17 protein-coding genes and 1 pseudogene are annotated in these 26,849 nt (G+C 43.8%); 5 read left to right on the forward strand and 13 right to left on the reverse strand.

The window, feature by feature from the left end; translation table 11 throughout:
- The 8 genes from ribH to queA all read right to left on the reverse strand — a co-directional run bounded on the left by ribH (position 1) and on the right by queA (position 8,049).
- On the reverse strand, positions 1-471 hold the full coding sequence (gene ribH / locus Xbud_RS07680) for a 6,7-dimethyl-8-ribityllumazine synthase (protein WP_099135519.1): 471 nt from the start codon (positions 469-471) through the stop codon (positions 1-3).
- A gap of 98 nt (positions 472-569) precedes the next feature.
- Positions 570-1,703: a bifunctional diaminohydroxyphosphoribosylaminopyrimidine deaminase/5-amino-6-(5-phosphoribosylamino)uracil reductase RibD gene (ribD, locus tag Xbud_RS07685; protein WP_099135520.1), complete on the reverse strand. Its 1,134-nt coding sequence runs from the start codon at positions 1,701-1,703 to the stop codon at positions 570-572.
- Between the two features lie 11 nt (positions 1,704-1,714).
- Positions 1,715-2,164 (reverse strand): transcriptional regulator NrdR, encoded by a 450-nt coding sequence (gene nrdR, locus Xbud_RS07690; RefSeq protein WP_099135521.1) that lies wholly within the window; start codon positions 2,162-2,164, stop codon positions 1,715-1,717.
- 155 nt (positions 2,165-2,319) lie between these two features.
- A complete protein-coding gene (gene secF, locus Xbud_RS07695) occupies positions 2,320-3,288 on the reverse strand; it encodes a protein translocase subunit SecF (protein WP_099135522.1) in 969 nt (322 codons plus the stop codon).
- Between the two features lie 10 nt (positions 3,289-3,298).
- Positions 3,299-5,146, reverse strand: coding sequence for a protein translocase subunit SecD (secD, locus tag Xbud_RS07700; protein ID WP_099135523.1), 1,848 nt, complete (start codon positions 5,144-5,146; stop codon positions 3,299-3,301).
- 28 nt (positions 5,147-5,174) lie between these two features.
- On the reverse strand, positions 5,175-5,513 hold the full coding sequence (gene yajC / locus Xbud_RS07705) for a preprotein translocase subunit YajC (RefSeq protein WP_047678376.1): 339 nt from the start codon (positions 5,511-5,513) through the stop codon (positions 5,175-5,177).
- Positions 5,514-5,721: 208 nt separating this feature from the next.
- The gene (gene tgt / locus Xbud_RS07710) at positions 5,722-6,846 is read right to left on the reverse strand and encodes a tRNA guanosine(34) transglycosylase Tgt (protein WP_099135524.1); all 1,125 of its coding nucleotides are present in this window, start codon (positions 6,844-6,846) and stop codon (positions 5,722-5,724) included.
- 90 nt (positions 6,847-6,936) lie between these two features.
- Positions 6,937-8,049 carry a tRNA preQ1(34) S-adenosylmethionine ribosyltransferase-isomerase QueA gene (gene queA / locus Xbud_RS07715; RefSeq protein ID WP_099135525.1) on the reverse strand — a complete coding sequence of 371 codons (1,113 nt, stop codon included), beginning with the start codon at positions 8,047-8,049 and terminating at the stop codon, positions 6,937-6,939.
- A 106-nt stretch (positions 8,050-8,155) separates the two neighbouring features.
- On the opposite strand from queA, the gene Xbud_RS07720 reads away from it, so the two are divergent.
- From Xbud_RS07720 to ggt, 3 genes are all read left to right on the forward strand, one after another.
- Positions 8,156-8,779, forward strand: coding sequence for an acyl carrier protein phosphodiesterase (locus Xbud_RS07720; RefSeq protein ID WP_099135526.1), 624 nt, complete (start codon positions 8,156-8,158; stop codon positions 8,777-8,779).
- A gap of 167 nt (positions 8,780-8,946) precedes the next feature.
- Complete coding sequence (locus tag Xbud_RS07730; RefSeq protein ID WP_038262893.1) at positions 8,947-9,549, forward strand: peroxiredoxin C; 603 nt, start codon at positions 8,947-8,949, stop codon at positions 9,547-9,549.
- Positions 9,550-9,871: 322 nt separating this feature from the next.
- Positions 9,872-11,635, forward strand: coding sequence for a gamma-glutamyltransferase (gene ggt, locus Xbud_RS07735; protein WP_099135528.1), 1,764 nt, complete (start codon positions 9,872-9,874; stop codon positions 11,633-11,635).
- Positions 11,636-12,011: 376 nt separating this feature from the next.
- Here the strand turns inward: ggt and brnQ (Xbud_RS07740) are convergent, their stop codons facing one another.
- From brnQ (Xbud_RS07740) to phoB, 4 genes are all read right to left on the reverse strand, one after another.
- A complete protein-coding gene (gene brnQ / locus Xbud_RS07740) occupies positions 12,012-13,352 on the reverse strand; it encodes a branched-chain amino acid transport system II carrier protein (RefSeq protein ID WP_099135650.1) in 1,341 nt (446 codons plus the stop codon).
- A gap of 576 nt (positions 13,353-13,928) precedes the next feature.
- Complete coding sequence (gene brnQ, locus Xbud_RS07750; protein ID WP_099135651.1) at positions 13,929-15,263, reverse strand: branched-chain amino acid transport system II carrier protein; 1,335 nt, start codon at positions 15,261-15,263, stop codon at positions 13,929-13,931.
- Positions 15,264-15,743: 480 nt separating this feature from the next.
- Complete coding sequence (phoR, locus tag Xbud_RS07755) at positions 15,744-17,165, reverse strand: phosphate regulon sensor histidine kinase PhoR (protein ID WP_099135530.1); 1,422 nt, start codon at positions 17,163-17,165, stop codon at positions 15,744-15,746.
- Positions 17,166-17,314: 149 nt separating this feature from the next.
- A complete protein-coding gene (phoB, locus tag Xbud_RS07760; RefSeq protein WP_099135531.1) occupies positions 17,315-18,004 on the reverse strand; it encodes a phosphate regulon transcriptional regulator PhoB in 690 nt (229 codons plus the stop codon).
- A gap of 302 nt (positions 18,005-18,306) precedes the next feature.
- Here phoB and sbcD point away from each other — a divergent pair, with 302 nt between their 5' ends.
- A complete protein-coding gene (gene sbcD / locus Xbud_RS07765; protein ID WP_099135532.1) occupies positions 18,307-19,578 on the forward strand; it encodes an exonuclease subunit SbcD in 1,272 nt (423 codons plus the stop codon).
- 28 nt (positions 19,579-19,606) lie between these two features.
- Entirely contained in the window at positions 19,607-23,332 is a 3,726-nt protein-coding gene (locus tag Xbud_RS07770) for an AAA family ATPase (RefSeq protein ID WP_099135533.1), read from the forward strand.
- A 107-nt stretch (positions 23,333-23,439) separates the two neighbouring features.
- Here the strand turns inward: Xbud_RS07770 and Xbud_RS07775 are convergent.
- Positions 23,440-26,635: pseudogene (locus Xbud_RS07775) on the reverse strand (autotransporter domain-containing protein).
- Positions 26,636-26,849: the final 214 nt, after the last annotated feature.

Consider the following 26,849-nt stretch of genomic DNA (forward strand, 5'->3'; position numbering starts at 1 on the left):
TTAAGCCTTGATGGCTTTAATTACATTAATCATTTCTAATGCGGTCAATGCAGCTTCAGCCCCTTTATTGCCCGCTTTAGTACCCGCACGTTCAATTGCCTGTTCAATATTTTCGGTTGTCAGAACACCAAATGTGACAGGAATGTCGCTGGACATTGCCACACTGGACAAGCCAGAGCTGCATTCACCGGCAACATATTCGAAGTGGGCCGTACCGCCACGGATAACAGTACCCAAAGCGATAACCGCATCATACTTTTTGGATTCAGCCAGTGCCTTAACTGTCAACGGCAACTCATAAGCTCCCGGAACCCATACTACGGTGATATTGTCTGAAGAAACCTGACCGATGCGTTCCAGCGCATCCACGGCCCCTTCCAGCAGGCTGTTATTAATGAAGTTGTTAAAGCGGGCAATTGCAATAGTAATACGGGCTTCAGGAGCTGCAACAACACCTTTGATTACGTTCATAGCCTTCCTTATATCTTATTCATATCCGCAGGGGCGCGGATCTTATCACATTCTTTTTCTCTGCGTCTTGATTTATGTTCAAAGTTAAACCAGAGCACTTAGCGCGGTCGTAAACGAAGACGCACATCAGGCCCAACTTGTTTTACATCCATCAGTGTAAATTCTGGCGCATCCGATAATTTTTGCAGTTCAGGGATAACAAATAGCCCACGAGCGTTGTTTCCCAATACTTTTGGAGCAATATAGAGGATCAGCTCATCCACCAAGCCCAAAGACAACAACGCACCTGCCAGCGTTGGCCCACATTCAGCCCAGACCGAATTTATCTGACGTTTGCCAAGCTGCATCATCAGCAGAACCAAATCAACACCAGCACCGTGTGTCGGCAATACTATCCTTTCAACAACCTGCTCAATATTTTCAGTCCAGTGCTGTTCATCTTTATCAGAACCTGCCGAGTCAGTGTGCACTAACCAATATTGCCCTGGTTGCTGAACAACTTGATGTTGTGGCGTCACACGATTTTGGCTGTCCACAATAATACGGATCGGTTGACGCAAGAGTTCTTGAGGATAAACAGACTGGGTCTCTGCATCCAGTTCATTCCAACGAACCGTCAGTGAAGGGTCATCTGCTAATACCGTCGCGCTGGAACTCAGGATAGCACTGCACTGTGCCCGCAATTTCTGTACATCCTGCCGTGCTTCTGCTGATGTGATCCACTTACTCTCACCCGATGCCAATGCAGTACGCCCATCCAATGAAGCTCCCAGCTTTAATTGCAGATAAGGAAACCCAGTGCGCATACGCTTGAGAAATCCTTTATTCAGTATTTCGGCCTGTTCCATCATTAAACCATGCTCAACCGCAATACCTGCCTGCTGCAATTTATATAAACCACGTCCCGCAACTTGTGGATTAGGATCCTGCATTGCCACCACAACACGACTTATACCTGCGGCAATCAAAGCATCAGCACAAGGAGGCGTTTTACCGTGGTGGCTGCATGGCTCAAGGGTAACATAGGCCGTTGCACCTTCTGCTTTGTTACCAGCCATGCGAAGAGCATGAACTTCTGCATGAGGTTCGCCCGCACGTAAATGAAAACCTTCTCCTATTATTTGATCATCTTTGACGATGACACAACCCACGTTCGGGTTCGGAGATGTTGTAAAACGCCCCTGATACGCCAGTTCCAGCGCCCGGGACATATATGTTTCATCAAGAGTCATAGTGATGGCCTTTAATCTTGTAGTCTGGCGATCTCTTCACCAAATTCCCGAACGTCTTCAAAACTACGGTAAACAGACGCGAAACGAATATAAGCCACTTTATCGAGTTTTTTCAGCGCATCCATCACGAAATTGCCGATCATTTTAGACGGGATTTCACGCTCTCCCGTAGCCCGAACCTGTGACTTAATGTGGCTAATCGCCATTTCCACATCATCAGAGCTGACAGGGCGCTTTTCCAGTGCCTTCTGCATGCCACGACGCAATTTTTCTTCGTCGAAAGGCTCCCGCATATCATCACTTTTTATGACTCTCGGCATCACCAATTCTGCGATTTCAAACGTGGTGAATCGTTCATGACATTCAAGACACTGACGGCGGCGGCGCACTTGTGAGCCATCCCCTACCAGACGGGAATCAATAACTTTAGTATCAACGGCTGCGCAAAATGGGCAATGCATATTGTTTCCTGACAGTTAACCGAACAGACAAACAGTTTACCTTGAAGTGATAATGAAAAACACCCTGTCAGTAAGTACTCACAGGGTGTTTGAACAAGACAAACTATGTCATTAAAAACTGGTCATCAAAAACTATGTCATTACAGAAAAAGTGATTAAGGAAGAATGGAAGGTTGATCCGCCCCTTCTTTCTCCACTTTCTGCACAATCATATGCTCACGCTTCATACCGAGTTTCAGCGCTAGCGCAGATGCAACATAGATAGAAGATGCTGTACCGATGGAAACCCCGATTAACATCGCCAGTGAGAATCCTTTCAGCATTTCGCCACCGAAGATATAAAGCATCATCACCACCAGTAATGTCGTCGCTGAGGTCATAATCGTACGGCTCAGAGTCTGAGTCAGAGAGACGTTTATGATTTCATATGACGTACCACGGCGTATCTTACGGAAGTTCTCACGAATACGATCCGAGACAACAATACTATCGTTTAATGAATAACCGATAACGGACATCAACGATGCCACGATAGTCAGGCCAATTTCAATGTGGAATAACGACAGTATACCTAATGTAATGATGACGTCATGAGCAAGCGCGATAACGGCCCCTAACGCCAGACGCCATTCGAAGCGGAATCCGACATAAATCAGAATACAGATCAGCGCCACCACTAGCGCCATTGCCCCGGTTTGCGCTAACTCGCTTCCCACACTTGGGCCAACAAATTCAACTCGCTTAACAACCGCATCTTTATCGATATCTGCGTTTATGACCGAGATAATTTTATTGCCCAGCTCCTGACCTGCATTACCAGTCACTGGCGGCATACGAACCATTACGTCACGGCTGCTGCCAAAGTTTTGCAAAAGTGGATCTGCAAAACCATTTTTCATCAGGCTCTCACGCATCTTATCCAGATCAGCCGGTTTACTCAGGTTAATCTCAATTACCGTACCACCGGTAAAATCAAGCCCCCAGTTAAACCCGCGAGTTGCTATCATGACGATGGAAGCGATCAACAGCAGAAACGAAACAGTAAAGGCGACGTTGTCCCAGCGCATAAAGTCGATGACTTTACGCCCATAGTTTAATTGTTCAACAGAGTAATCCTGTGCCACAACGTGCTCCTTAAATTGACAACTTATTGATACGCTTACCACCATACAACAGGTTCACGATTGCGCGTGTTCCTACAATGGCAGTGAACATTGATGTCGCTACACCGATACTGGTTGTGATCGCAAAGCCTTTGATAGAGCCTGTTCCCACTGCATACAAGATAACAGCGGTAATCAGCGTCGTCAGGTTGGCATCGATAATACTGGAAAATGCACCTTTATAACCTTCATGAATAGCCTGCTGTATACTACGCCCGTTACGCAGCTCTTCTTTGATACGTTCGTTTATCAAGACGTTCGCATCCACCGCAACAGCCAAAGTCAATACGACACCCGCAATACCCGGCATCGTCAGTGTCGCCCCCGGTAACAAGGACATAATACCGACGATCAATACCAGGTTTGCCAACAGCGCACTACTCGCTATCAAGCCAAATTTACGATAGTAAATCACCATGAACAGTACAGAAGAAATCAATCCCCATAAACAAGCTTCAAGACCCTGTTCAATATTCTGCATACCAAGAGTTGGCCCAATTGTGCGTTCTTCCACAATCTGGATTGGTGCAATCAGAGCACCTGCACGCAGCAATAATGCCAATTGGCGTGCTTCATTCGGGTTATTAATCCCGGTAATACGGAAATTGTTACCCAAACGGGACTGAATAGTCGCGATGTTGATAACTTCTTCGTGCTTAGCCAGAATCGCTCGGCCGTTAGCGTCTTTCTTACCGCTGTCTTTATACTCCACAAACAGCGTTGCCATAGGCTTCTGTAGGTTATCTTTGGTGAAGTTAGACATCGCAGTACCACCGACACTGTCCAGTGAGATATTAACCTGAGGATACCCGTTCTCATCAGTACCCGATGTTGAATCGGTAATATGATCACCGGTCAGGATAACACGCTTGTACAGCACAGCAGGGCTACCATCACGGGTATATTTCAGTTCTGAATCACCCGGAATACGGCCTGATGCAACAGCGCTTTGGTCAACGTTAGTATTTACCAAACGGAATTCCAGCGTCGCAGTTGCCCCAAGGATTTCCTTCGCACGAGCAGTATCCTGAATACCTGGTAGTTCAACAACAATACGGTCAGCACCTTGACGTTGCACCAAAGGTTCGGCAACACCCAGTTGGTTAACACGGTTACGCAGGATAGTGATGTTCTGCTGTACAGCATAGGAGCGAGCTTCACGCAAACGTTCATCACTCATAACCGCTTTCAGGGTACTGTTAGCGCCTGTCGAAAACACCAAGTCGCGGTGGCGGGATGCAAGATAACTTTCTGCTTTAGAGCGAGCATCATTATCACGGAAACGAATTTCTACACCGTAATTTTCAGCCTTACGGATAGTGGAATAAGCAATACCTTGGTCGCGCAGTTCAGAACGCAGACTATCAATGTTCTGTTCCTGAAGTTTGCTCATGGCAGTGTCCATATCCACTTCCATCAGGAAGTGCACCCCTCCGCGCAGGTCTAAGCCCAACTTCATCGGCTCAGCGCCAATTTTGTTTAGCCAGATTGGGGTCGCAGGCGCAAGATTTAATGCCACAACATACTGTTCACCCAATGCAGAAACTAAAGCTTCACGAGCACGGAGCTGAATATCCTGGCTATTGAAACGAGCAAGAATTGCCCCATTTTCCAGTGCAATGGACTTGCTCTTGATCTGTTCTTTATCTAAAACATTACGGACTTGGTCCAGCGTTTTTTCACTGGCGGCGATACCTCGCGCGCCAGTGATTTGCACAGCCGGATCCTCACCATAAAGGTTGGGAAGTGCGTAAAGCAGACCGATGAGGATCGCAGCGATCAGCATCAGATACTTCCACAAAGGATAACGGTTCAACACGGCAGTTCCCTTCGGGAAAATCGGAAAATTAAATAGCCTTCATTGTACCTTTCGGCAAAATGGCAGCGACGAAATCACGTTTGACAGTTATTTCTGTGGTGTCATTCAGGGCAATTACGATGTAGCCAGTTTCAGACACTTTAGAGACACGACCAACCAAACCACCAGAAGTCAGTACTTCATCTCCTTTGGAGATGGAATCCATCAGTTTTTTATGTTCTTTGGTGCGTTTTTGTTGCGGACGCAGAATCATGAAATAGAAAATCAAACCGAAAACAACCAGCATGATAATCAGAGAATATGGGTTTCCCTGAGCTTGCGCTGGCGCACCAGCAGCTGCCGCAGCTTCAGAAATAAAAAAACTCATCAAATATCCCTCATTGTTATCGAAAACATCATTTGCGAAGCATGTATTTTAAAAAATAGTTTTCAAAAACAAGTTTCAAAAAGTGGTTTCCGAAAAATGGTTTGCGAAAAAATAGTTCTCGAAAAATTTGCCATCGAAAATCGATAATGGCCCGATCAAAAACCAGCCCAATATGCTACACACATTGAGGCTGGTTAGTCACGCCAAATTATACATTTAACGGTGGAACCGGTTTACCGATCCGCTGATAAAACTCTTCAACAAACTGTTCCAGTTTGTCCTCTTCAATGGCTTTACGAATTCCGGCCATCAGGCGCTGATAATACCTTAAATTATGTATTGTATTCAGCCTTGCACCAAGAATTTCGTTACAGCGATCAAGATGATGCAGATACGCACGGCTATAATTTCGGCAAGTATAGCAGTCACAATGCTCATCTAACGGAGATGTATCTTCTTTATGTTTCGCATTGCGGATCTTGATCACACCTTCTGTCACAAAAAGATGACCATTCCGGGCATTACGAGTTGGCATAACGCAGTCAAACATATCGATACCGCGACGAACACCTTCAACCAAATCTTCTGGTTTACCAACTCCCATCAAATAGCGTGGCTTATTTTGTGGAATTTGCGGGCAAACGTGTTCTAAAATGCGATGCATATCTTCTTTTGGCTCACCTACAGCCAAACCACCCACAGCGTAACCGTCAAAGCCAATTTCCACCAACCCTTTGACAGATACATCACGCAAGTCTTCATAAACACTGCCCTGAATGATACCAAACAGTGCATTTTTATTGCCCAGTTCATCAAAACGCTGACGGCTGCGTGCTGCCCAGCGCAATGACATTTCCATAGAGCGTTTGGCATAATCCCAATCCGCAGGGTATGGCGTACATTCATCAAAAATCATGACGATATCGGAACCCAGATCATATTGGATTTCCATCGATTTTTCCGGGCTAAGGAAAACGGGCGTTCCATTGATAGGATTGCGGAAATGAACGCCTTCTTCCTTGATTTTACGCATTGCCCCAAGACTAAAGACCTGAAAACCGCCAGAATCAGTCAGGATCGGGCCTTGCCACTGCATAAAATCATGCAGATCGCCATGCAGTTTCATGATTTCCTGGCCAGGACGTAACCATAAATGAAAGGTATTTCCTAACAGGATTTGAGCTCCTGTCTCTTTAACCTCTTCCGGTGTCATGCCTTTAACTGTGCCGTAAGTTCCCACAGGCATAAACGCTGGTGTTTCCACTACACCGCGATCAAAAATCAGGCGACCACGGCGGGCATGCCCGTCCGTCTTTTGTAACTCAAATTTCACTTAACCTCCAGACATCAGAAAAACAGTCCGATGTGATGTTTAAAAATTGTTCAAGCCAGCGGAACTGGAGTGACGAAATTTTTTCTTTTGCTACTGTTTCTTTTGAAGCCATAGTTCTTTTGCAGCCAGAGAATTACGATTAATAAACATCGCATCACCATAACTAAAGAAACGATATTTCTCAGCTACCGCTGCTTTGTAAGCACCCATGGTATTTTTATAACCCGCAAATGCAGAAACCAGCATGATTAATGTAGATTCCGGCAAATGGAAATTAGTAATCAGTGCATCAACAACCTGATATTCAAATCCTGGGTAGATAAAGATTTGGGTATCATCGAAAAATGGAGCAATAAGACCATCCTGACAAGCACGGGCTGCACTTTCCAACGAACGGACTGACGTTGTTCCCACTGCCACCACTTTATTACCACGCGCTTTGCACGCCAGTACAGCATCAACAACATTCTGCGGTACTTCTGCATATTCAGCGTGCATAACGTGATCTTCGATTGTCTCTACACGCACAGGCTGAAAAGTTCCTGCCCCCACATGCAGAGTGACAAAAGCCATTTCTACGCCTTTTTCACGCAAAGCAGCCAAAAGTGGCTCATCAAAGTGCAACCCAGCGGTTGGTGCAGCAACCGCTCCCGGACGTTCATTGTATACTGTTTGATATAATTCCCGATCTGCCTCTTCATCAGGACGAGCAATGTAAGGCGGTAACGGCATATGACCGATTTCATCTAAAATGGTCAATACGTCCCGTTCGTCATCAAAACGAATTTCAAATAAAGCATCGTGGCGTGCCAACATTGTTGCTTTGATGCCGTTATTTGCACCAAGGATATTCTCACCAAGCGCTTTATCCTCGCCAAGGATCAACTCTGCGCCTTCTTTTGGTGCTTTAGATGCACGAACGTGAGCAAGTACTCGCTTATTATCCAGCATCCTTTCTACTAAAACTTCCAATTTGCCACCTGTTGCCTTACGACCAAACAGACGGGCAGGAATAACTCGGGTATTGTTGAAAACCAGCAAATCCCCCGTTTCCAGTTTATCCAGCACATCAGTAAAAATGCCGTGTGCCAGCTCGCCTGTTTCCCCATCAAGGGAGAGCAAACGGCAGCCACTGCGCTGTGGTTGGGGATAGTGAGCAATCAGCTCTTCTGGCAGTTCAAATGTAAAATCAGCGACACGCATTTTATCTGTATCATTCAAAAAAACAGGCGGACTAGTCTAGTGCTGCACAGACAATGGTGCAAGAAAGAAGCATATTAGTTTAACTATTTACGCTATACTCTTCCCCATGAATTTTCTCGCACACTTGCATTTGGCAGCATTATCCGAAAGCTCCTTACTGGGTAATTTAATGGCAGATTTTGTCCGTGGTTCCCCAGAAGGCTTATTCAGCGCCGATATTGTATCGGGTATTCGTCTGCACCGCAGAATAGACAGCCTGACAGATAACCATCCTTTGGTCATTGAAGCCGGGACATTATTCCGTAGTGAATATCGGCGTGTGGCACCTATAACCCTTGATATCATCTGGGATCATTTTCTATCTCGATACTGGGATAAACTTGAAAAAAATTACTCTTTGCCGGAATTTGTTCACCTTGCCCACCACCAGATAAAACCTCATCTCGGTTCCACTCCTGAAAAATTTCAGGAATTAAACCAATATCTCTGGTCACAAAATTTGTTGATCCGTTATGCTGATCTGACATGTATTGCTAATGTCCTGCAAAGTATGGCAAGAAGACGACCGAGATTATCAGCATTGGCGGGATCGTACCAAGATATTGAAAATCATTACTCTGATTTTGAAGCACTATTCTGGCAGTTTTACCCTCAAATGATGGTTTTAGCCGCAGACAAACGTTTACTGGAACAGGAAATTTCTCCAGAACCTTGCACTTTTGCCAAATAGCTTTATCTTATGTAGACGAAAAGGCATTAAAAATAGATTATCAATAGGTAAAACCTATTATATCAATTGGTATTTTATCCTTTATTGCTATAACCTAATTCCTTATGCTGTAACCCGTTTCCACAAATACCTAAGGGTAGAATCTTTTAAAATCACAGGAGTCAATTATGGTTTTAGTAACCCGCCAAGCCCCTGACTTTACAGCTGCTGCGGTTCTCGGTAATGGTGAGATCGTTAATAACTTCAACCTGAAAAAACATCTGAATGGTCGTCCAGCCGTTATCTTCTTCTGGCCAATGGACTTCACTTTCGTTTGTCCTTCAGAGCTGATTGCTTTCGATCACCGTTATGAAGAATTCCAAAAACGCGGCTTTGAAGTTATCGGTGTTTCTTTCGACTCTGAATTCGTTCACAACGCATGGCGCAAGACCCCAATCAACGAAGGCGGCATCGGTGAAGTCAAATACCCAATGGTTGCTGACATCAAACGTGACATCATGAAAGCATACGGTATTGAGCACCCAGAAGCTGGCGTCGCTTTACGTGGTTCTTTCCTGATCGATAAAAATGGTGTTGTTCGTCATCAGGTTGTTAACGATCTGCCACTGGGCCGTAACATTGACGAAATGCTGCGTATGGTTGATGCACTGCAATTCCACGAAGAGCACGGCGAAGTCTGCCCTGCACAGTGGGCTAAAGGTCAAGAAGGTATGGGTGCTTCCCCAGAAGGCGTAGCTAAATACCTGACCAAAAATGCTGACAAACTGTAATCTCCGTCAGTATTCAATCCTTTAATAGAATCACATTGTTAATGGATCTTTCAAACCAGCCGTATTATCGGCTGGTTTTTCTATGTGCTTTTCTATATACCTTTCGTCTTTCAAGTTGCTCCCTTGCCGCCGCGACGCAACTTGAAATCCATTGGGTATAGTTAGTTTTCATTATTTGAATTTTTCAAGTTATTGACAGGCGCCCAAAAATTCACCTTCCCAAAATCCTGAGCTTTCTATAAGGTAATATCACAAATAATTAACAAAAACCTTATAATCTTTTGGCGCTTTTACTCAACAACCCGAAGATAAGGAGCAAAAAATGTCCAAGACATGGAAAATCCCTCTCATTGCTGTCTCGTTATTCGTATCCTCTACTCTTTATGCTGCTACCGAACTTGCTGTTGAAGCCAAACAAGGCATGGTAGTCAGTGCACAACATCTGGCATCACAAGTTGGTGTTGATATCCTCAAGATGGGAGGTAATGCTATTGATGCTGCGGTTGCCGTGGGCTATGCAGAAGCTGTGGTCAATCCCTGCTGCGGGAATATTGGTGGAGGGGGTTTTATGACCATCCATCTGGCAGATGGTACAGATACATTCATTAATTTCCGTGAAACCGCACCAGCGGCTGCCAGTGCCGATATGTATCTGGATAAAGAGGGTAATGTTATCAAAGGTGCCAGCTTGTATGGTTATAAAGCCATCGGTGTGCCCGGCACAGTTATGGGGCTGGATACCGCACTGCAAAAATACGGTACGTTAACCCGCGAGCAAGTCATGGCACCAGCAATCAAGCTGGCACGTGAAGGTTATATCCTGACCCGTGGTGATACAGATATTATGGACACCACTGTCAAACGCTTTACTCAAGATCCAGAAACTGCCCGCATCTTCCTGCGCAAAGATGGAACACCTTTCCAGCCAGGAGACAAACTAGTTCAGACTGATTTAGCCAACACGCTGGAGATGATTGCCAAACAAGGGCCAGATGCCTTTTATCACGGTAAAATTCCACAAATCATTGAGGAAACTTCAAAGAAATCTGGAGGGATCATTACAGCGACTGATTTTGCCAATTACACTATCACCGAAACCACACCAGTCACCTGTAGCTATCGCGGATATAAATTCATCTCTTCTCCTCCTCCCAGCTCCGGTGGCGTCACACTGTGCGAAATACTGAATATTGTTGAAGGTTATGATCTCAAATCCATGGGATTCAACTCTGCCGCCTATATCCATACATTGACGGAAGCTATGCGTCACGCTTACATAGACAGAAATACTTACCTTGGTGATCCTGCGTTTATCAAAAACCCGCTTGATCGTTTATTAAGTAAAAGCTATGCAGAATCTATCAGAAAAGAGATCCAGCCAAACAAAGCAACCCCGTCAAAACAAGTTCAGCCGGGTATTGGCCCACACGAAAAACCAGAAACAACCCACTATTCTGTTGTAGATAAAGGTGGTAACGCAGTATCAACAACCTATACCATTAATGGGCGCTTTGGTGCCGTTGTCATCGCACCGGGTACTGGCTTTTTCCTGAACGATGAAATGGATGACTTCACCACTAAGGTTGGGGAAAAGAATATGTATGGATTGGTTCAAGGAGCAACCAACTCCATTGCCCCCGGTAAGCGCCCACTATCATCCATGAGCCCGACACTCGTAACCAAAGATAATAAAATTTTTCTGGTCTTAGGCTCTCCGGGTGGTTCAAGGATTATCTCTATCACCTTACAGGCTGCCTTGAATATCATCGAATTTGGTATGCCTCCACAAGAAGCAGTTAACAACCCGCGCATTCATCATCAATGGCTACCAGATGAAGTCTATTATGAACAGCGTGGCCTTTCGAAAGACACCTTAAATTTACTGGAAAAAATGGGGTACAAAATGGTAGAGCAGACTCCATGGGGCGCGACTGAATTAATCATGATAGGTTTACCGGGCGCTGCCGGCGTTTCTCCAGTCAATTCATCAGGCAATGACTCTGCCGTCTCAGGCAAAGTTCGTGAAGGATATATCTATGGTGCCAATGATGTACGACGACCTGCTGGCGCAGCTACTGGCTACTAATTATTAGCAACTAAATAAGAACAGCTAAACAATAATTTATTTTAGGGGCAATGCAAGCCCCTGAAATAACGAATGAACTTCAATCGGATTGCAACCAATTTAAATAGCCAAATTACCCATCCCCATTTTGGCTATCTGTTAGGAATTACAGTAATGTAATCACCGACAAAATCTATCAGCTTGCTATCACTAGTATCTTGGCGATCACCACTGGTTCTTCAGTACGAGCAACTTTCTAAACAATTCTGGACAGGTTGATTTTCGCATCGTAGATGTTAACTTTTTCCATAACATCACCTCTTAATGTACACACTTTAAGCATATTTTTTATTAGTCTAGTCAGTTAGGTTAGACTAATTTATGAGCTTATCGACTGTCAAAGCTGCTCCTGCTGAACTTCATGCTTTGGGATTTTTGTTGAACCTACGATGCGATCGTAAATAGCAAATACAATGACAGACAACAGAGTCGGCATTAACCATGCCAACCCTTGCTCTGCCAATGGCAAATATTCTGCCCATGTTGGGAATAAGTGAACCAAATACTCAGACGCTTTAACCGCATCCAGGATCCCAAATACCAAACTAACCAGCATAGCGGGAGCCAGAATACGGGTGAAGTTATTCCACCAACGATTGGTAAAACTCAATAATATCAGTGTAATACAAGGCGGATAAATTGCCGTAAGCACCGGAATTGAAAACGCAATCAGATGACTCAAACCCAAATTGGAAACCAGCATGGAGAACAATCCCAGGCTCAGAACCAGAGTACGATAAGAGAGCGGCAGATAACGGCTGAAAAACTCAGCACAAGCGCAAGTTAAACCGACTGCTGTTCCTATACAGGCAAGGAAAATCAATACCGCCAGTAAGAAGCTCCCATAATTACCAAAAGTATTCTGAACGTAAACATGCAGGATCGCTGCACCGTTTTTAGCTGTTGGTATTAACGTTCCACTCACCTCCCCCAATTTGAACAAAGAGAGGTAAACCAGAGTCAGACAAAGCCCTGCAATCAAACCCGCATACATGGCATAACGGGTCAACAATACAGAAGACTTCACTCCTCTGGAACGCGCAGCATTAACGATAACAATGCCGAATACCATTGCTCCCAGTGTATCCATGGTTAAATAACCATTTACAAAACCATTTGAGAATGGGATTTCCTGATAAGTATTAGAGGCAGGAATAGGGCTACCGGCAGGCCACAATAATGTCGCAATACCCAGAATAGCCAACGCCAACATTTTAGCAGGTGCCAGTATACGTCCGATATTATCCAGTAATCTCCCCGGATAAAGTGCAATGACGATTACCAGTAGGAAATAGACGACACTATAAATAAAAAGCGGAAGCTTACCGTCTCCTGTCAGCGGCGCAATACCTACTTCAAAAGAAACAGTTGCAGTTCTCGGTGTTGCAAACAGTGGACCTACAGCCAGATAGCAGACTGTCGCCAGTATTAAACCCGCCGTTTTACCGATAGGAGAACTCAGTGTTTCAATTCCGCCCCCTGCTTTCGCCAGAGCAATAACGGTAATGACTGGTAGGCCTACAGCAGTAATCAAGAAACCAGCAGCAGCAATCCAAACATTCTCACCCGCCTGCAAACCAACCATAGGCGGAAAAATAATATTTCCCGCTCCAACAAACAGGGCAAAGGTCATAAAACCTAATGCCAAAATATCTTTAGATGATAAATGATATGCCATAGTGATTAATAATAAATTATTGTTAAAGATTAAATATGAAATAGTAAATGCTATACATTTTGTTACATCTATAAATAGAGTAACTATCGCAAATACTGAAATTTTCATTGGTGAGACTAAATTCTTACTTTAATACGGGGTGCGTTTTATATTCAATGATACCCGTAAGATACAAAATGATAGTAACAACTAGAATCGCCAATAACTGACCATAAGTAAAGCTTTTATATCGCCAAAAGACAAGTGGCAAACCAAAAAGCAGAATAATATCCTAAACTAATTTTTAAAAATAGTGATTATTATTATCTATAATTGAATGAATAATATATGATTTGCATTTTTCTGTTCATTTTTATCAATAACCCTGAATTTACCAACCAAACATCTTCTAATAATTATTGAATTTATCAGCAACAAATTTATTAGGTATAATCTAGTGGAGTTTAGTTTTATATTTCTTGATAGATATTGTTATTATTTTATAGGAAAGGCAGGGCCAACAGGCATCAGGGCGGCATTGATTTATGCCGCCCGAATTGTTTTTCTTACAGAAGAATTAATGAATAGTAATCAGCATTATCCCTGCTGGATTTCATGCTTTGGAAGTTTGCCTTCTCCCGCAATGCGATCATAAATAGCAAATACTACCACTGACAACAGAGTCGGTATTAACCATGCCAGCCCTTGATTTGCCAACGGCAGATGAGTTGCCCATTTAGGCAGTAAATGTGATAAATACTCAGATGATTTAATGGCATCCAAAACCCCAAACATCAGGCTGACCAGCATAGCGGGAGCCAGAATACGGGTGAAGTTATTCCACCAACGGATCGTAAAACTCAACAATATCAGTACAATACAAGGCGGATAAATTGCCGTGAGCACCGGAATTGAAAAAGTAATCAGATGACTCAGACCCAAATTGGAAACCAGCATGGAGAACAATCCCAGGCTCAGAACCAGTGTGCGATAAGAGAGCGGCAGATAACGGCTGAAGAACTCAGCACAAGCGCAGGTCAAGCCTATTGCAGTTACCATACAAGCTATGAAGATCAATACCGCAAGGAAGAAGCTTCCATAGTTACCAAAAACACTCTGAACATAAGCATGCAGGATAGTTGCACCATTATCAGCTTTTGGTACTAATATGCCGCTGCCTTCCCCCAATTTGAACAAAGAAAGGTAAACCAGAGCCAGACAAAGCCCTGCAATCAAACCAGCCCACATGGTATAGCGGGTCAACAATGAAGAAGATTCCACCCCTCTGGAACGTGCAGCATTAACAATAACAATGCCGAATACCATTGCGCCAAGGGTATCCATAGTTAAATACCCGTTCACAAAACCATTTGAAAACGGTATTTCCTGATAAGTCTCAATAGCAGGAATAGAATGGCCCGCTGGCCATAACACAGCTGCAACTCCCAGAATGACTAATGCCAGTATTTTGATTGGTGCCAACACATGTCCGACGCTATCCAGTAATTTACCCGGATAAAGTGAAACCAGAACCACCAGTAAAAAATAGATTATGCTGTAAATGAAAAGTGGAAGTTCTCCGGAGCCTACTAACGGAGCGATACCCACTTCAAAAGAAACGGTTGCAGTTCTTGGTGTTGCAAACAGCGGGCCAACAGCCAGATAGCAGACAGTCGCCAGTATTAAACCCGCTGTTTTACCGATAGGGGAACTCAGAGCTTCAATTCCACCCCCTACTTTCGCCAAAGCAATAACGGTAATGACAGGTAAACCTACAGCAGTAAGCAAAAAGCCAGCGGCAGCGACCCAAACATGCTCACCCGCCTGCAAGCCAACCATAGGTGGAAAAATGATATTTCCCGCACCAACGAACAGAGCAAAAGTCATAAAGCCTAATGCCCAAATATCCTTAGATGATAAACGGTATGTCATAATGATTGTTAACTTATTGTTACTGAAAGAATTGCACATGCAATAGTAACTATTGCAAATACTTGAATTTTCACTGGCGAAACAGGATCCTGATTTAACAGTCAGTGATAAGTATCTGTTCCCTGATACTCGCAAGACACAGAATGGTAGTGGAAAGAACAGCTAGAATCGCCAACAACTACCCCCAAGTAAAACTTTTATAACGCCAAAAGGCAAGCAACAAACCAAAAAGCAGAGTAATATCTTAAACTAATTTTTAAAACTAGTGATTATTATCATCTATCATTGAATACACACTATATGATTTGCACTTTTTTATTCACATTGATTAATAAATCATTTTTTTGCCCGTATTATTACCATTAAATTACATTAACCTTATGATTTTTTTAATCAGTTTACCTATATCCTTCGCCTTTCAAGTTGCCTCTTTGTTGGCTGCACTCATCCATCCCGGTCACCGTTTTTATAAACATACGGTTATCTATGCTCCCGGGGATTAATGAGAGGCTCCTGCCTCTCACCGGAGGCCAGCCTTTGGCTGGACAAATTCGTTCCCGACGAATTTGTCGCTCCCTTGCCGCCGCGATGCAACTTGAAATCCATTGGGTATATATCGGAGACAACAAGCGGCTGAGGCAACAAAAAACTAAATGTAGAACCTTTCCCTACAGTGCTTGAAATATCGAGATGTGTATTGTAATGATGCAAAGCATGTTTCACGATCGCCAACCCCAACCCACTTCCACCTGTTTGTCGTGAACGAGCACGATTAACCCGATAAAAACGCTCAGTCAGGCGCGGTAAATGCTCTTGGCTGATCCCTTGACCATTATCTTCGACTTTGAACAATGCTCCCTGAGAGGATCTAGACCAACTAACTACAATACGAGTACCTTCCACTGTGTGGTTAATAGCATTGTAAACGAGGTTCGACATTGCACTTCTCAGTTGTTCTTCATTCCCGAAAACCCGTAGTTTTTCATCGACATCAAACGCAATATCATACCGTTTATCTGCCAGTGTCAGCACTTCCTGCTGCAATAAAACCAACATAGCAGGCACATCAACAACATCATGCATATCCACCTGCGATCCGATTTCAATTCTGGAGAGATGCAATAGTTGTGTAACCAGACCATCCATTCTTCGGATCTGTTCCTGCATTGTCCTGATCGCTTTCTGGTTTGCTTCTCTACCCAATTCCTGATCCTGCATCATTTCCAGATAGCCTTGCAGTACTGTTAATGGTGTTCTCAACTCATGACTGGCATTGGCAAAAAAATCGCGGCGGAAATTTTCCAATCGCCGCTTTTGTGTAATATCACGGGCGATCATCAATAGTAGCCCTTCTGCATATGGCATTAACTGAAATTCCATCAGATGACTATTATTTAATTCAATGGAAAGAGGGTAAGTAAAATCGCCCGCAACCATATAGCGACTAAAATCAGGATAGCGAAGCAAATTAAAAATAGACTGCCCATTATCCTCAGGCCAGCGGAATCCTAATAAATGTTGAGCTAAGCGATTACACCAGAAAATATTACCTTCCACTGTCATCATCACCAGAGCATCCGGTAATGATTCCGCCCCGCTACGGAACCGTTTTATCAGTAATGCCAACTCCCGACGACGCTTACGGTTACGTTGCTGCAACTGATAAATGCCGTAAAATATGGGTTCCCACCCTCCACGACCTGAAGGAGGTAACATACTGCGATCCAACCAGAGCCAGTCAGATAATTTCAGTAAATTGTAACCATGCCATACCAGTGCCAGCAATAATGCCACCACCAGCAACCACGCCAGATGGCCAATAAAGAAAGACAAAATAATTGCAGGCAGACAAAAAATAAACAGACCCAGTACTAACTGCTTCCAGGATAACCGCTCCAGCACGTGATTCTCTCCGGCATGAAATTAAATGTTCATCATAATTATTTGGTTTACTTAGCTTTGTTTAGCTGATTTTGTTCATCTGGTTTTATTCACTAAGTAGTGTTCAACAAACCTGTCCACATAAAACCTATCGATAAAAACCAGACAGATTAATAACGGGTGGAGAAACGATAACCTGTACCACGCACAGTCTGTACCATTTTATCGTGTCCACCGATTTCAAGCACCTTACGTAATCGACGGATATGCACATCAACAGTACGATCTTCCACGTAAACATTAGCTCCCCATACATAGTTGAGTAACTGTTCACGGCTATAGACACGTTCAGGATGTGTCATGAAAAAGTGAAGAAGTTTGAATTCCGTTGGCCCCATATCCACATCCTGCCCCTGACTGGAAACTCGGTGGGATACGGAATCCAGCATTAACCCATCCATATTGATAATATCTTCCGCTGTCATGGGAGACATACGACGCAACACAGCTTTAATACGAGCAATCAATTCTTTCGGAGAAAATGGCTTAGTGATGTAATCGTCAGCACCAACATCAAGCCCACGAACCCGATCTTCTTCTTCTCCCCGCGCAGTCACCATTACGACAGGAATATCTTTGGTATTACTGCTGCGCTTCATCTGTTTAATAACTTGTATTCCTGAGCCACCAGGCAGCATCCAGTCTAATAATACTAAATCAGGGTAAGGCTCTGACAGACGCCCGATAGCTGTATCATAATCTTCTGCTTCAACAGGTTCATACCCGTTTTGCTCCAGCACAAAGCACACCATTTCACGAATTGGGGCTTCATCTTCAACAACCAAAATACGTCTAACCATGGTTAATCCTACCAATATTATTGAAGTCAGCAAAACTCACAATAATTCATTGTGAGTCAATTTTATTACAGTTTTATGAAACACCTTCTGTCTTCATCATAAAACTGTAATCAACATTACAGGGAATTTATTACATAGCTGTCATATTTCATTGTTGTTGCGAAGCTGCTCGAAAACCTGCGAATGAAATCGTAATTACACACGACATCCCTTGAGCACTCATTATAATTAATAAGCGGAAAGCTGAAACAACACATAAATCAGAGCAAAAAAGCAAGATAAGAAAAACAGAGTAAAAAAACATGCGAATCATTCATACGTCAGACTGGCATCTTGGGCAATATTTCTTTACCAAAAATCGTGCCGCAGAGCATCAACACTTCTTACAGTGGCTTATTGGGCAAATAAATGAATATCAGGTTGATGCCCTGATTATTGCCGGAGATGTTTTTGATACGGGATCTCCACCCAGCTACGCCCGTGAGTTATACAATAGGTTTGTCGTGGACTTACAACCCACTGGCTGTCAGCTCGTTATTCTTGGCGGAAATCATGATTCTGTCGCCACACTCAATGAATCAAAGACCCTATTTTCTTACCTGAACACCACCGTCATTGCTTGTGCAGAAACGGATATCCAGCAACAAATTAAGTTACTGAATAACAAAAATGGTCAACCCGGTGCCATTCTCTGCGCCATTCCTTATCTGCGCCCACGGGATATCATGATAAGTCAAGCGGGGCAATCAGCCATGCAAAAACAGCAGGCACTACAAGATGCTATTACGGAACACTACCACCAGCTCTATCAACAGGCTTGTCTATTACGGGAACAGCTCGGTCACCCTCTGCCGATTATCGCAACCGGGCATCTGACCACTGTCGGGGCTTCTACAACAGATTCTGTCCGGGATATTTATATTGGCACACTGGATGCCTTCCCTGCTCAGGCCTTTCCTCCTGCTGACTATATTGCTCTGGGGCATATTCATCGTCCACAACTGATCAATCAGGCTGAGCATATCCGTTACAGCGGCTCACCAATCCCCTTAAGTTTCGATGAAGTCGGGCAAGAGAAAAGTGTTTGTTTGGTTGAATTTAAGGAGGATAAGTTCAATAGTGTCACCCTGTTGCCCATTCCTGCTTATCAACCAATGCAATTAATTCGGGGGAATTTGCAACAAATCGAGGAACAATTACAAACTTTCAGTGACTATCAGGGAGAACGTCCTGTTTGGCTGGATATTGAAGTTGCAACTCAAGATTACCTGCATGACATCCAGAAACGCATTCAGTCTATGGCTGTCGATCTGCCTGTCGAAATCATCCTGCTACGGCGTAGTAAAACTATACGACAAATATCATTATCGGAAAAAAACAAAGAGATACTTACCGAATTGAGTGTATACGAAGTTTTCGAAAGACGACTGGCATTGGCTGAAATTGACGATCAACTGCAGAAACAACGCCTGACTACCCTGTTCAGGCAAACACTGGACGATATTGCTCAGCAACATACCCAAGAACAGCCGCTCAAAAACAATAGCTCAGAAACAGCAGCTCAAAAACAATAGTTCAGAGAAAATAGTAGGATGCAATAGCATGAAAATTCTTAGCTTACGGCTAAAAAATATTAATTCCTTACAGGGTGAATGGAAAATTGATTTCACAGCAGAGCCTTTTGCCAGCAACGGATTATTTGCTATTACCGGCCCGACAGGTGCAGGAAAAACTAGCCTGTTGGATGCTATCTGCCTCGCCTTATATCACGAAACCCCACGGCTCAACACCATTTCAGCCAATCAGAATGAATTAATGACCCGCCATACAGCCGAATGTCTGTCAGAAGTTGAATTCGAAGTTAAAGGGGTTGCTTATCGTGCCTTCTGGAGCCAGCGTCGTGCCCGCAATCAAGCTGACGGCAAACTCCAGCCCCCGAAAGGAGAATTAGCAGACAAAAAAACAGGCAAGATTTTGGCTGACAAAATACCGGATAAAAAAGAGAAAATTGCTGAAATAACTGGTCTTGATTTCAAACGCTTTACTAAATCTATCCTCCTGTCACAAGGTGATTTTGCTGCATTCTTAAATGCAGATGATAAAGACCGTGCCGATTTACTGGAAGAACTGACCGGTACAGAAATTTACGGTATCTTGTCGCAGGAAATTTACCAACGCCATAAAGAAGCCCAATCTGAATTAAATATTCAACAAGCTAGAGCTTCTTCAATCGAATTATTAACTCCGGCACAGATAGAAGAATACCAAAATCAGCAACAACAGCTTATCGCAGCAGAAACTCAGCTCAACCAGCAGCTTAAAGACTTACAGGCAACCGAACATTGGCTCGTACAACAAAATGAATTAGAACAAGCATTAACTAACAACAAATTGCTTTTTCAGCAGGCTGAGCAAGCTATTCAAGATGCCCACCCCCAATTACAACAACTGGCTGCCAGTGAACCTGCCGAAAAACTTCGTCCATTGTGGGATACACAAAATCGAGCATTTAATGAAAAGCAACGGCTTGATGAACAACACAGAAAAATAACATATGAGATTGAACAACAATGTTCTTTATTACAACCAGCCCAACAAAAGCAGATTGAGCTAGAAAATACCCAAAAAGAGCATATACAGCATCATATGCGGCAGGAAAAACTGATTTCTGAGCACATTATGCCACTTGATCATAAGATCGAAATTCAATCGAAAGACTTGCTCACTCAGGAGAAAGAAGTTACTGCATATAATCGTGAACTGACAGAAATATTGTCTCAATATCAAGTGACGAAAACTCAGTACATCACACTGAATAAAGAACAAAAAACGCTGGAAACATACTACGAAGAACACCCTTATTTCCGTAAGCTGGAGAGTAAACTGCCTGAATGGAAACAACTCTTTTCTCGCCAGAAAGAAAAACAGATCCAGATAACCAGGCTCAGACAAAAAAACCAGCAAATTACCACTGAACTAACCTGTACAAATGAGCACCTGAATGTCTTAAATACGACGCTGGTACAACAATCTACACAAAACCAGCCATTACAGAATGAACTTATCCTTGCCGAAAAAGAACTGAGTAGCTTGCAGGCAATTCATCCATTGGAACAGTTACAAAAACAGTTATTAGATTACCAATCACAACTCAGTTCACAAAATCAACTGGAGATTTTGCAGCCCCAGATCCAACAATTACAGGCAACGATTTCAGATAATCAGGCACAACTCACACAAACTCAGGCATTACTGGAACCTTTACCAACTCAGATAACCGCTCTCGAACTGCAATTAACAGAAACGCAGCAACACCATCAGGATTTAGCTGAACGTATTCGTCTGGAACAGCGGATCATCAGCCTGGAACAAGAACGCAACCAATTGAAGGAAGGAGAAGCCTGCCCGCTTTGTGGGGCAACGCATCACCCTTTGATCACCGAATACCAAAATATCGCCCTGCCAAAATCAGAAGAGCGCTTGAAAGTTCTGAGCCAGAAAATAGAACAGCTACAAGGAGAACGCTCCGCTTTACAGCAAAAACAGCAGTTTCAGCAAGAACGCAGTGAGCAATTACAGCAATCCATTACACACCTCATATCTCAACTAGCAGAGATGAATAAACAATGGCTGCACCATTGCCAACAGCTACAATCCTCTGAATTTACAGTAGATGAATTATCAGCAGAGACAGAGTCTGTAGGTCACTTTATTAGTCAACGGAAAGCGGCTTACCGACAACACCAAAAACAGTACGAAGCACTATTACAAGCTGAAAAACAGTATCAGGCTGCGGAAAAATCACTATCGAATCATCGTGAACAGTACAAATCTTACGAGCAAGAGATCGCCCTGGAAAAGGTCAAGCAAGAGACTTATCAGAGACAATTAACTGAAAATACAGAAGAGTTGCGCCAGATAGAAGCGGAATACACAGCCACAACAGAGCAGCTAACCTTCGAATTATATGATACGCCATTTGTACTACCGGAACCGCAGGAGGTTGAGAACTGGCTACAGTTACGTGATAACGAATTAAAAAACTATCATGCTTCGCGAGAAAGATGGCAACAATTACAACGGGAGCAGGCAGCTCTGCAAAGTAAACTCAATGAACTGGAAAAGCAAAAAGATAAGCTGACCAATAAACTGCAAGCACTGAGTGAACAGCAACAACAACAAAAACTGCTATTGCAACAAACACAACAAGAGCGTTATCAATTTTTTGGTGAGCAATCCATCAGTACCGTCCGTCAGGAATTACAGCAAAAGACGAATGAATTGGATACCGCCTATAAACAAGCGACGACAGCTTTGCAGCAGTTACAGAATAAAATGAATCAATTAACGGGCGCAGCCAGTCAAATTGAACGAAGCTGTCACACTGCCGAAACCGAGTGTACATTAGCATCCAACGCTTTCCGGCAAGGGTTGCAACAACAAGGTTTTTCTCATCAAACTGCTTTTGAGCAAGCTTTGCTGGTGCCTGAACAGCGAGAAGCTCTGCAACAATTACAAGAACAACTTACCAAACAGAGCCTGCAAGCTAAAACACGATATCATGAATCAGAAGTTATATTACAACGGCATAGAGAAAAATCGCCGTTACTGCTGGAACAACACGAACCGCCACAAGTAACCGAACTCTTGGCTAATATTGCCGATGAACTGAAACAAAATAATCAGCTCCAAGGCGCAGTAAAAAACCGGCTCAACAGCGATGCCAGTCGTCGGCATCAGCAGCAAGAACTACTGGCACAAATTGCCCTTTCACAACAAAACTACGATGACTGGAGTTATCTCAATAACTTACTCGGCTCCGCTGATGGTGCCAAGTTCCGGCGTTTTGCTCAAGGACTAACATTGGATCATTTAGTCTATCTGGCAAATATTCGGTTAGAAAAATTACACGGCCGCTACTATCTACAGCGCAAACGACAAAGCAAAGATGATGGTGGATTAGAGTTACAGATCATCGATACCTGGCAAGCCGATGCAATTCGAGATACCAAAACCCTCTCAGGTGGTGAAAGTTTCCTCGTTAGTCTGGCGCTGGCATTAGCTCTGTCTGATCTGGTCAGCAACAAAACTCAGATAGAATCCCTGTTCCTTGATGAAGGCTTTGGTACTCTGGATTCAGAAACCCTTGATATCGCTCTGGATGCACTTGATCACCTGAATGCGACAGGAAAAACCATCGGTGTTATCAGCCATGTTGAAGCGATGAAAGAGCGGATACCTGTGCAGATCAAAGTAGAAAAAATGAATGGATTAGGGGTCAGTAAGTTATCGCCGGAATTCAGCATTCATTGCCATAACAGGAGTTGATATAACAAAACTATGAGGAAGTATTTGATTGCCGTAAAACCCGTCCAAAGACGGATTTTACGGCGCAACATTGATAATTTCTCTGGATATTAGTTATACACCCATCGTCAGAAGCGCCAGACAAAACCCGCATTAACACTATTGTCCTGATGAGCAGAAGATAACAATCCACTATAACCAAGCGTAAATGACACATTCTTGCCTGCTGTCATTTCAGCATTAGCCTTCAATACAAGTCCATCACGCGAAACCGGAACACTGTGGGTAATGAAAGTTTTGTTACTTCCACGAAACGCTGAACTCACCGCGCGCTCACGCTCACCATACTGGTGTTGCCAACCTAACTCACCATGCAGGGCAACAGTAGCCCCCCACTTGGTCTGCCAATCATGGTTAGCACGTAATCCAAGTGTGGAAAGTGTTGCTTCTGTATGCTGTTTATCGGCCTGAAGCACCGCCGGTCCCCCATTTTCGTTAATACCATTATTACGGAAACCGACATAAGAAAGATTCATAAACGGTTCCAGATTTACCGGAGCTATAGGCAGATTGTACGCAGCTTCAACAAATAACTGTGCCGTACGGCCACCATATTTCGCTTCTCCGCGATCGTACTGATAGCCATAATTAACAGGGCGATTGGTATCGATGCGATGCCAGGTGTATCCACCTCCGGTACGCAGTGTCAGATCACCAAAGCGACGATCACCATAAAGAGCGATGTGATAATTATTACTGTCAGCACTGGTACGGTAGCCACCGTCAAGAGAAGTACGGGTATAACCAGTGGCGATACCAAAATGACTATAATTATCAATCGAACCGTCAGTTCCGAGTAGTACTCCGTAAGTGGAAGACTGATAACCAGTAGCATTAAGCGTACCGGAACCATGGCCCCATGCCCCAAGCAACCGAACCCAAGCGCCCTTATTTTCTCCGTGATTGCTATATCCGTAATTACCATCTGCGTTATTATGCTCCGCATAAATACCGGACGATAGCGAACGGCCTTCAGCCTGCCTCAATCGGGCATTCAGGGTATCACGCAAGTAACGGCTTTCATTAACCAATGCAGAAGTTATATCCGCATGGATCTGTCCATCAAATTGTTTGAAAGCATGTCGAACCTGATCGGCAGAAGTGGAAGGCAAAATACTCTCGTAAACCGGATTACCAGCACCGAGGGAATCAACAGCACCAGCCACAGAGCGTTCATTCTGCGTCAGTGCTACATCGGCAAAAGCGGTATTATTACGTGCTATATTGAGCATCACTTTACTGGGTTGATATGACAAGTTAGTGTTCAAAAAGAGATAGTGCGAACCAACTTTATCAAAACGCCCGCTAATGTCCTTTTCTGTACTGAGAATATTATACTGCTGACCTGTCAAGCTATACGCTTTATCGTCAGCAAGATTATCGCGGGAAAGCAGGTTATTACTGTTCAGAAGAGCGATTTCTACCTTACCTCCGTTGATTTGTACCTTATCCCCTGCATGGATGCTGTCATTGCGTCCATCAGATGTGATTTCAACAGCATAACGAGAGCCAGATTCAAAGGTAACTTCACGGGAAACACTGAGTTTACCAACAGAATAGCCCGGACTGACCGTTCCTCCACGCTGAACCACAAGGGAACCGATAGTGCCATAACCACCGAATACACCGCTGTCTTTTACCAGGACTGAGGAAGTCAGTGAATCGCTGATCCCCAATACCCCCTGTTTAACTAATGTCGGGCCAGAATAAGTATGCTTACCAGTGAGAAGTAACGTACCATTACCCTGTTTGGTTAACCCACCGTGACCACTGATATCATTACTCCAGATATCAAATTCACACTGTCTGCCTTCACAAACACGTTCGGTCGGTTTGCCTCTGTCTAGAACAACACCAACACCGGGAATATCAGCGACAAACTGTCCATCCCCATAAACAACACCCTCTGGATCAGGAATACGAAAAGTAGTTGGAATATCCTCTGCCGTATAAAACATGCCAGGGCCATTTATTGCTTTACCGAGATTAATCATTCCCCAACCATAAATCTCATCAATGCCTGGCTTGCCCATATCAGTAGCAGTAGTGCGGAGCACGGAAGAAACCTGGGCACCGCTCATGTACGGGAAACGCTCCATCAGAATAGCAATACCACCGGCAGCATGAGGGGCTGCCATTGAAGTACCACTGAATTTCTCGTAATCGGTTTTTAGCGTATCCACACTTGTTCCATTTATCACTGAGCTATATATAACTTCCGGGTGCACTGACACACAAACTGGCCGTATAACCACAGCGGGACGAAAAAACACTGATACTATAGGGAATTTTATTGCTGCTATTAGCATCCTTCTGCACACTGGCAACCGTCAACCAGTTTGGCGCAATATCCGGTACAAACCAGGCCAAACCCGCTATGGCATCCGGCTCATTATAGTTACCGCTGTTACCCGCAGCAAAAATGGTCACAATACCACTACGCCCGGCATCAATTGAGCCCTGATACGCACCACCTGGTTTTGTTCCTAATATCGGTTTGATTTGATCGAACTGTTTCTGGGCATGTTCCAGATGAAAATGTGACCCTTTGGGATCCTTCCCCGCATCTTCAAGCTTTTTATCAATACCAATGCCCCAACTGTTATTGATAATACGGGCCCCACTTGCTATCAATGCATCCCAGCCAGCCTGATATACACCGCCGTCATTACCTAAAATAATGCCATCCTCAGGGCCGGGATCGCCATTTTCAGCACTAATGATCTGTGCATTATAGGCCACACCATGCATTTTTCCGCCATCACGGCTACCGGCAGCAATACCAGCAACATGAGTACCGTGATTTCCCAATTTGCCTCCCAGTTGCTGGCTTGGTGTACCATCATAAGAAAAGGGATCGCCTTTCTTCACCGCAATATAGGGATCGGTATACTCACGTATTCCGAAGGTGTAAAGGTTAATCACCTTATCTTTTCCCATAAACTCAGGATGCTTAGCGTAAACAGCCTGATCAAATATTCCTAGTTTGATCCCTTTACCGGTATAGCCTTTTGCATATGCTTCATCTGCGTGAATCGCACCAAGCCCCCACTCTGCAAGGAATTCACCAGAGTGCCAACTGGCAGGATTGCCCAACTTACCAGTTTCAATATAATTTTCTGCATATGCTCCGACGCTGCCCGCCGCAAGACAACAAGCAACGGCATAGCAAAGTGCACATGGTTTCGTTTTGAATAAATTAGTTTTGAATAGATTAATTTCGGATGGGGTGTTCTTAAATAGACCTGTATTTTGCTTATTCATTTCAATCACTGTCCATTGTTGATTTGCCAAAATGTCATTGCCATACCGCAAAAAAACTCTGTAACGAACTCAAAGGGATTGACGCAAATAACGCTGCGATATTTTTCTCTTCCAATAAATCCCACATAAATCAATAATGACACACGCAGAATTGCACAATTAATTAACAATTAATATTCATTTATGTAACTTTATTTAATAGGGTGTACTAATG

Origin of the sequence: Xenorhabdus budapestensis (genome assembly GCF_002632465.1) — a bacterium.
In the GTDB taxonomy this organism is placed as follows: domain Bacteria; phylum Pseudomonadota; class Gammaproteobacteria; order Enterobacterales; family Enterobacteriaceae; genus Xenorhabdus; species Xenorhabdus budapestensis.

Excerpts from the sequence above, each read along its gene's own strand:
- brnQ (WP_099135650.1), bottom strand. The coding sequence starts at position 13,352 with ATGGCATATCATTTATCATCTAAAGATATTTTGGCATTAGGTTTTATG.
- sbcD (WP_099135532.1), top strand. The coding sequence starts at position 18,307 with ATGCGAATCATTCATACGTCAGACTGGCATCTTGGGCAATATTTCTTT.
- Xbud_RS07770 (WP_099135533.1), top strand. The coding sequence starts at position 19,607 with ATGAAAATTCTTAGCTTACGGCTAAAAAATATTAATTCCTTACAGGGT.
- queA (WP_099135525.1), bottom strand. The coding sequence starts at position 8,049 with ATGCGTGTCGCTGATTTTACATTTGAACTGCCAGAAGAGCTGATTGCT.
- nrdR (WP_099135521.1), bottom strand. The coding sequence starts at position 2,164 with ATGCATTGCCCATTTTGCGCAGCCGTTGATACTAAAGTTATTGATTCC.
- brnQ (WP_099135651.1), bottom strand. The coding sequence starts at position 15,263 with ATGACATACCGTTTATCATCTAAGGATATTTGGGCATTAGGCTTTATG.
- ribD (WP_099135520.1), bottom strand. The coding sequence starts at position 1,703 with ATGACTCTTGATGAAACATATATGTCCCGGGCGCTGGAACTGGCGTAT.
- yajC (WP_047678376.1), bottom strand. The coding sequence starts at position 5,513 with ATGAGTTTTTTTATTTCTGAAGCTGCGGCAGCTGCTGGTGCGCCAGCG.
- Xbud_RS07730 (WP_038262893.1), top strand. The coding sequence starts at position 8,947 with ATGGTTTTAGTAACCCGCCAAGCCCCTGACTTTACAGCTGCTGCGGTT.
- ggt (WP_099135528.1), top strand. The coding sequence starts at position 9,872 with ATGTCCAAGACATGGAAAATCCCTCTCATTGCTGTCTCGTTATTCGTA.
- phoB (WP_099135531.1), bottom strand. The coding sequence starts at position 18,004 with ATGGTTAGACGTATTTTGGTTGTTGAAGATGAAGCCCCAATTCGTGAA.
- ribH (WP_099135519.1), bottom strand. The coding sequence starts at position 471 with ATGAACGTAATCAAAGGTGTTGTTGCAGCTCCTGAAGCCCGTATTACT.
- Xbud_RS07720 (WP_099135526.1), top strand. The coding sequence starts at position 8,156 with ATGAATTTTCTCGCACACTTGCATTTGGCAGCATTATCCGAAAGCTCC.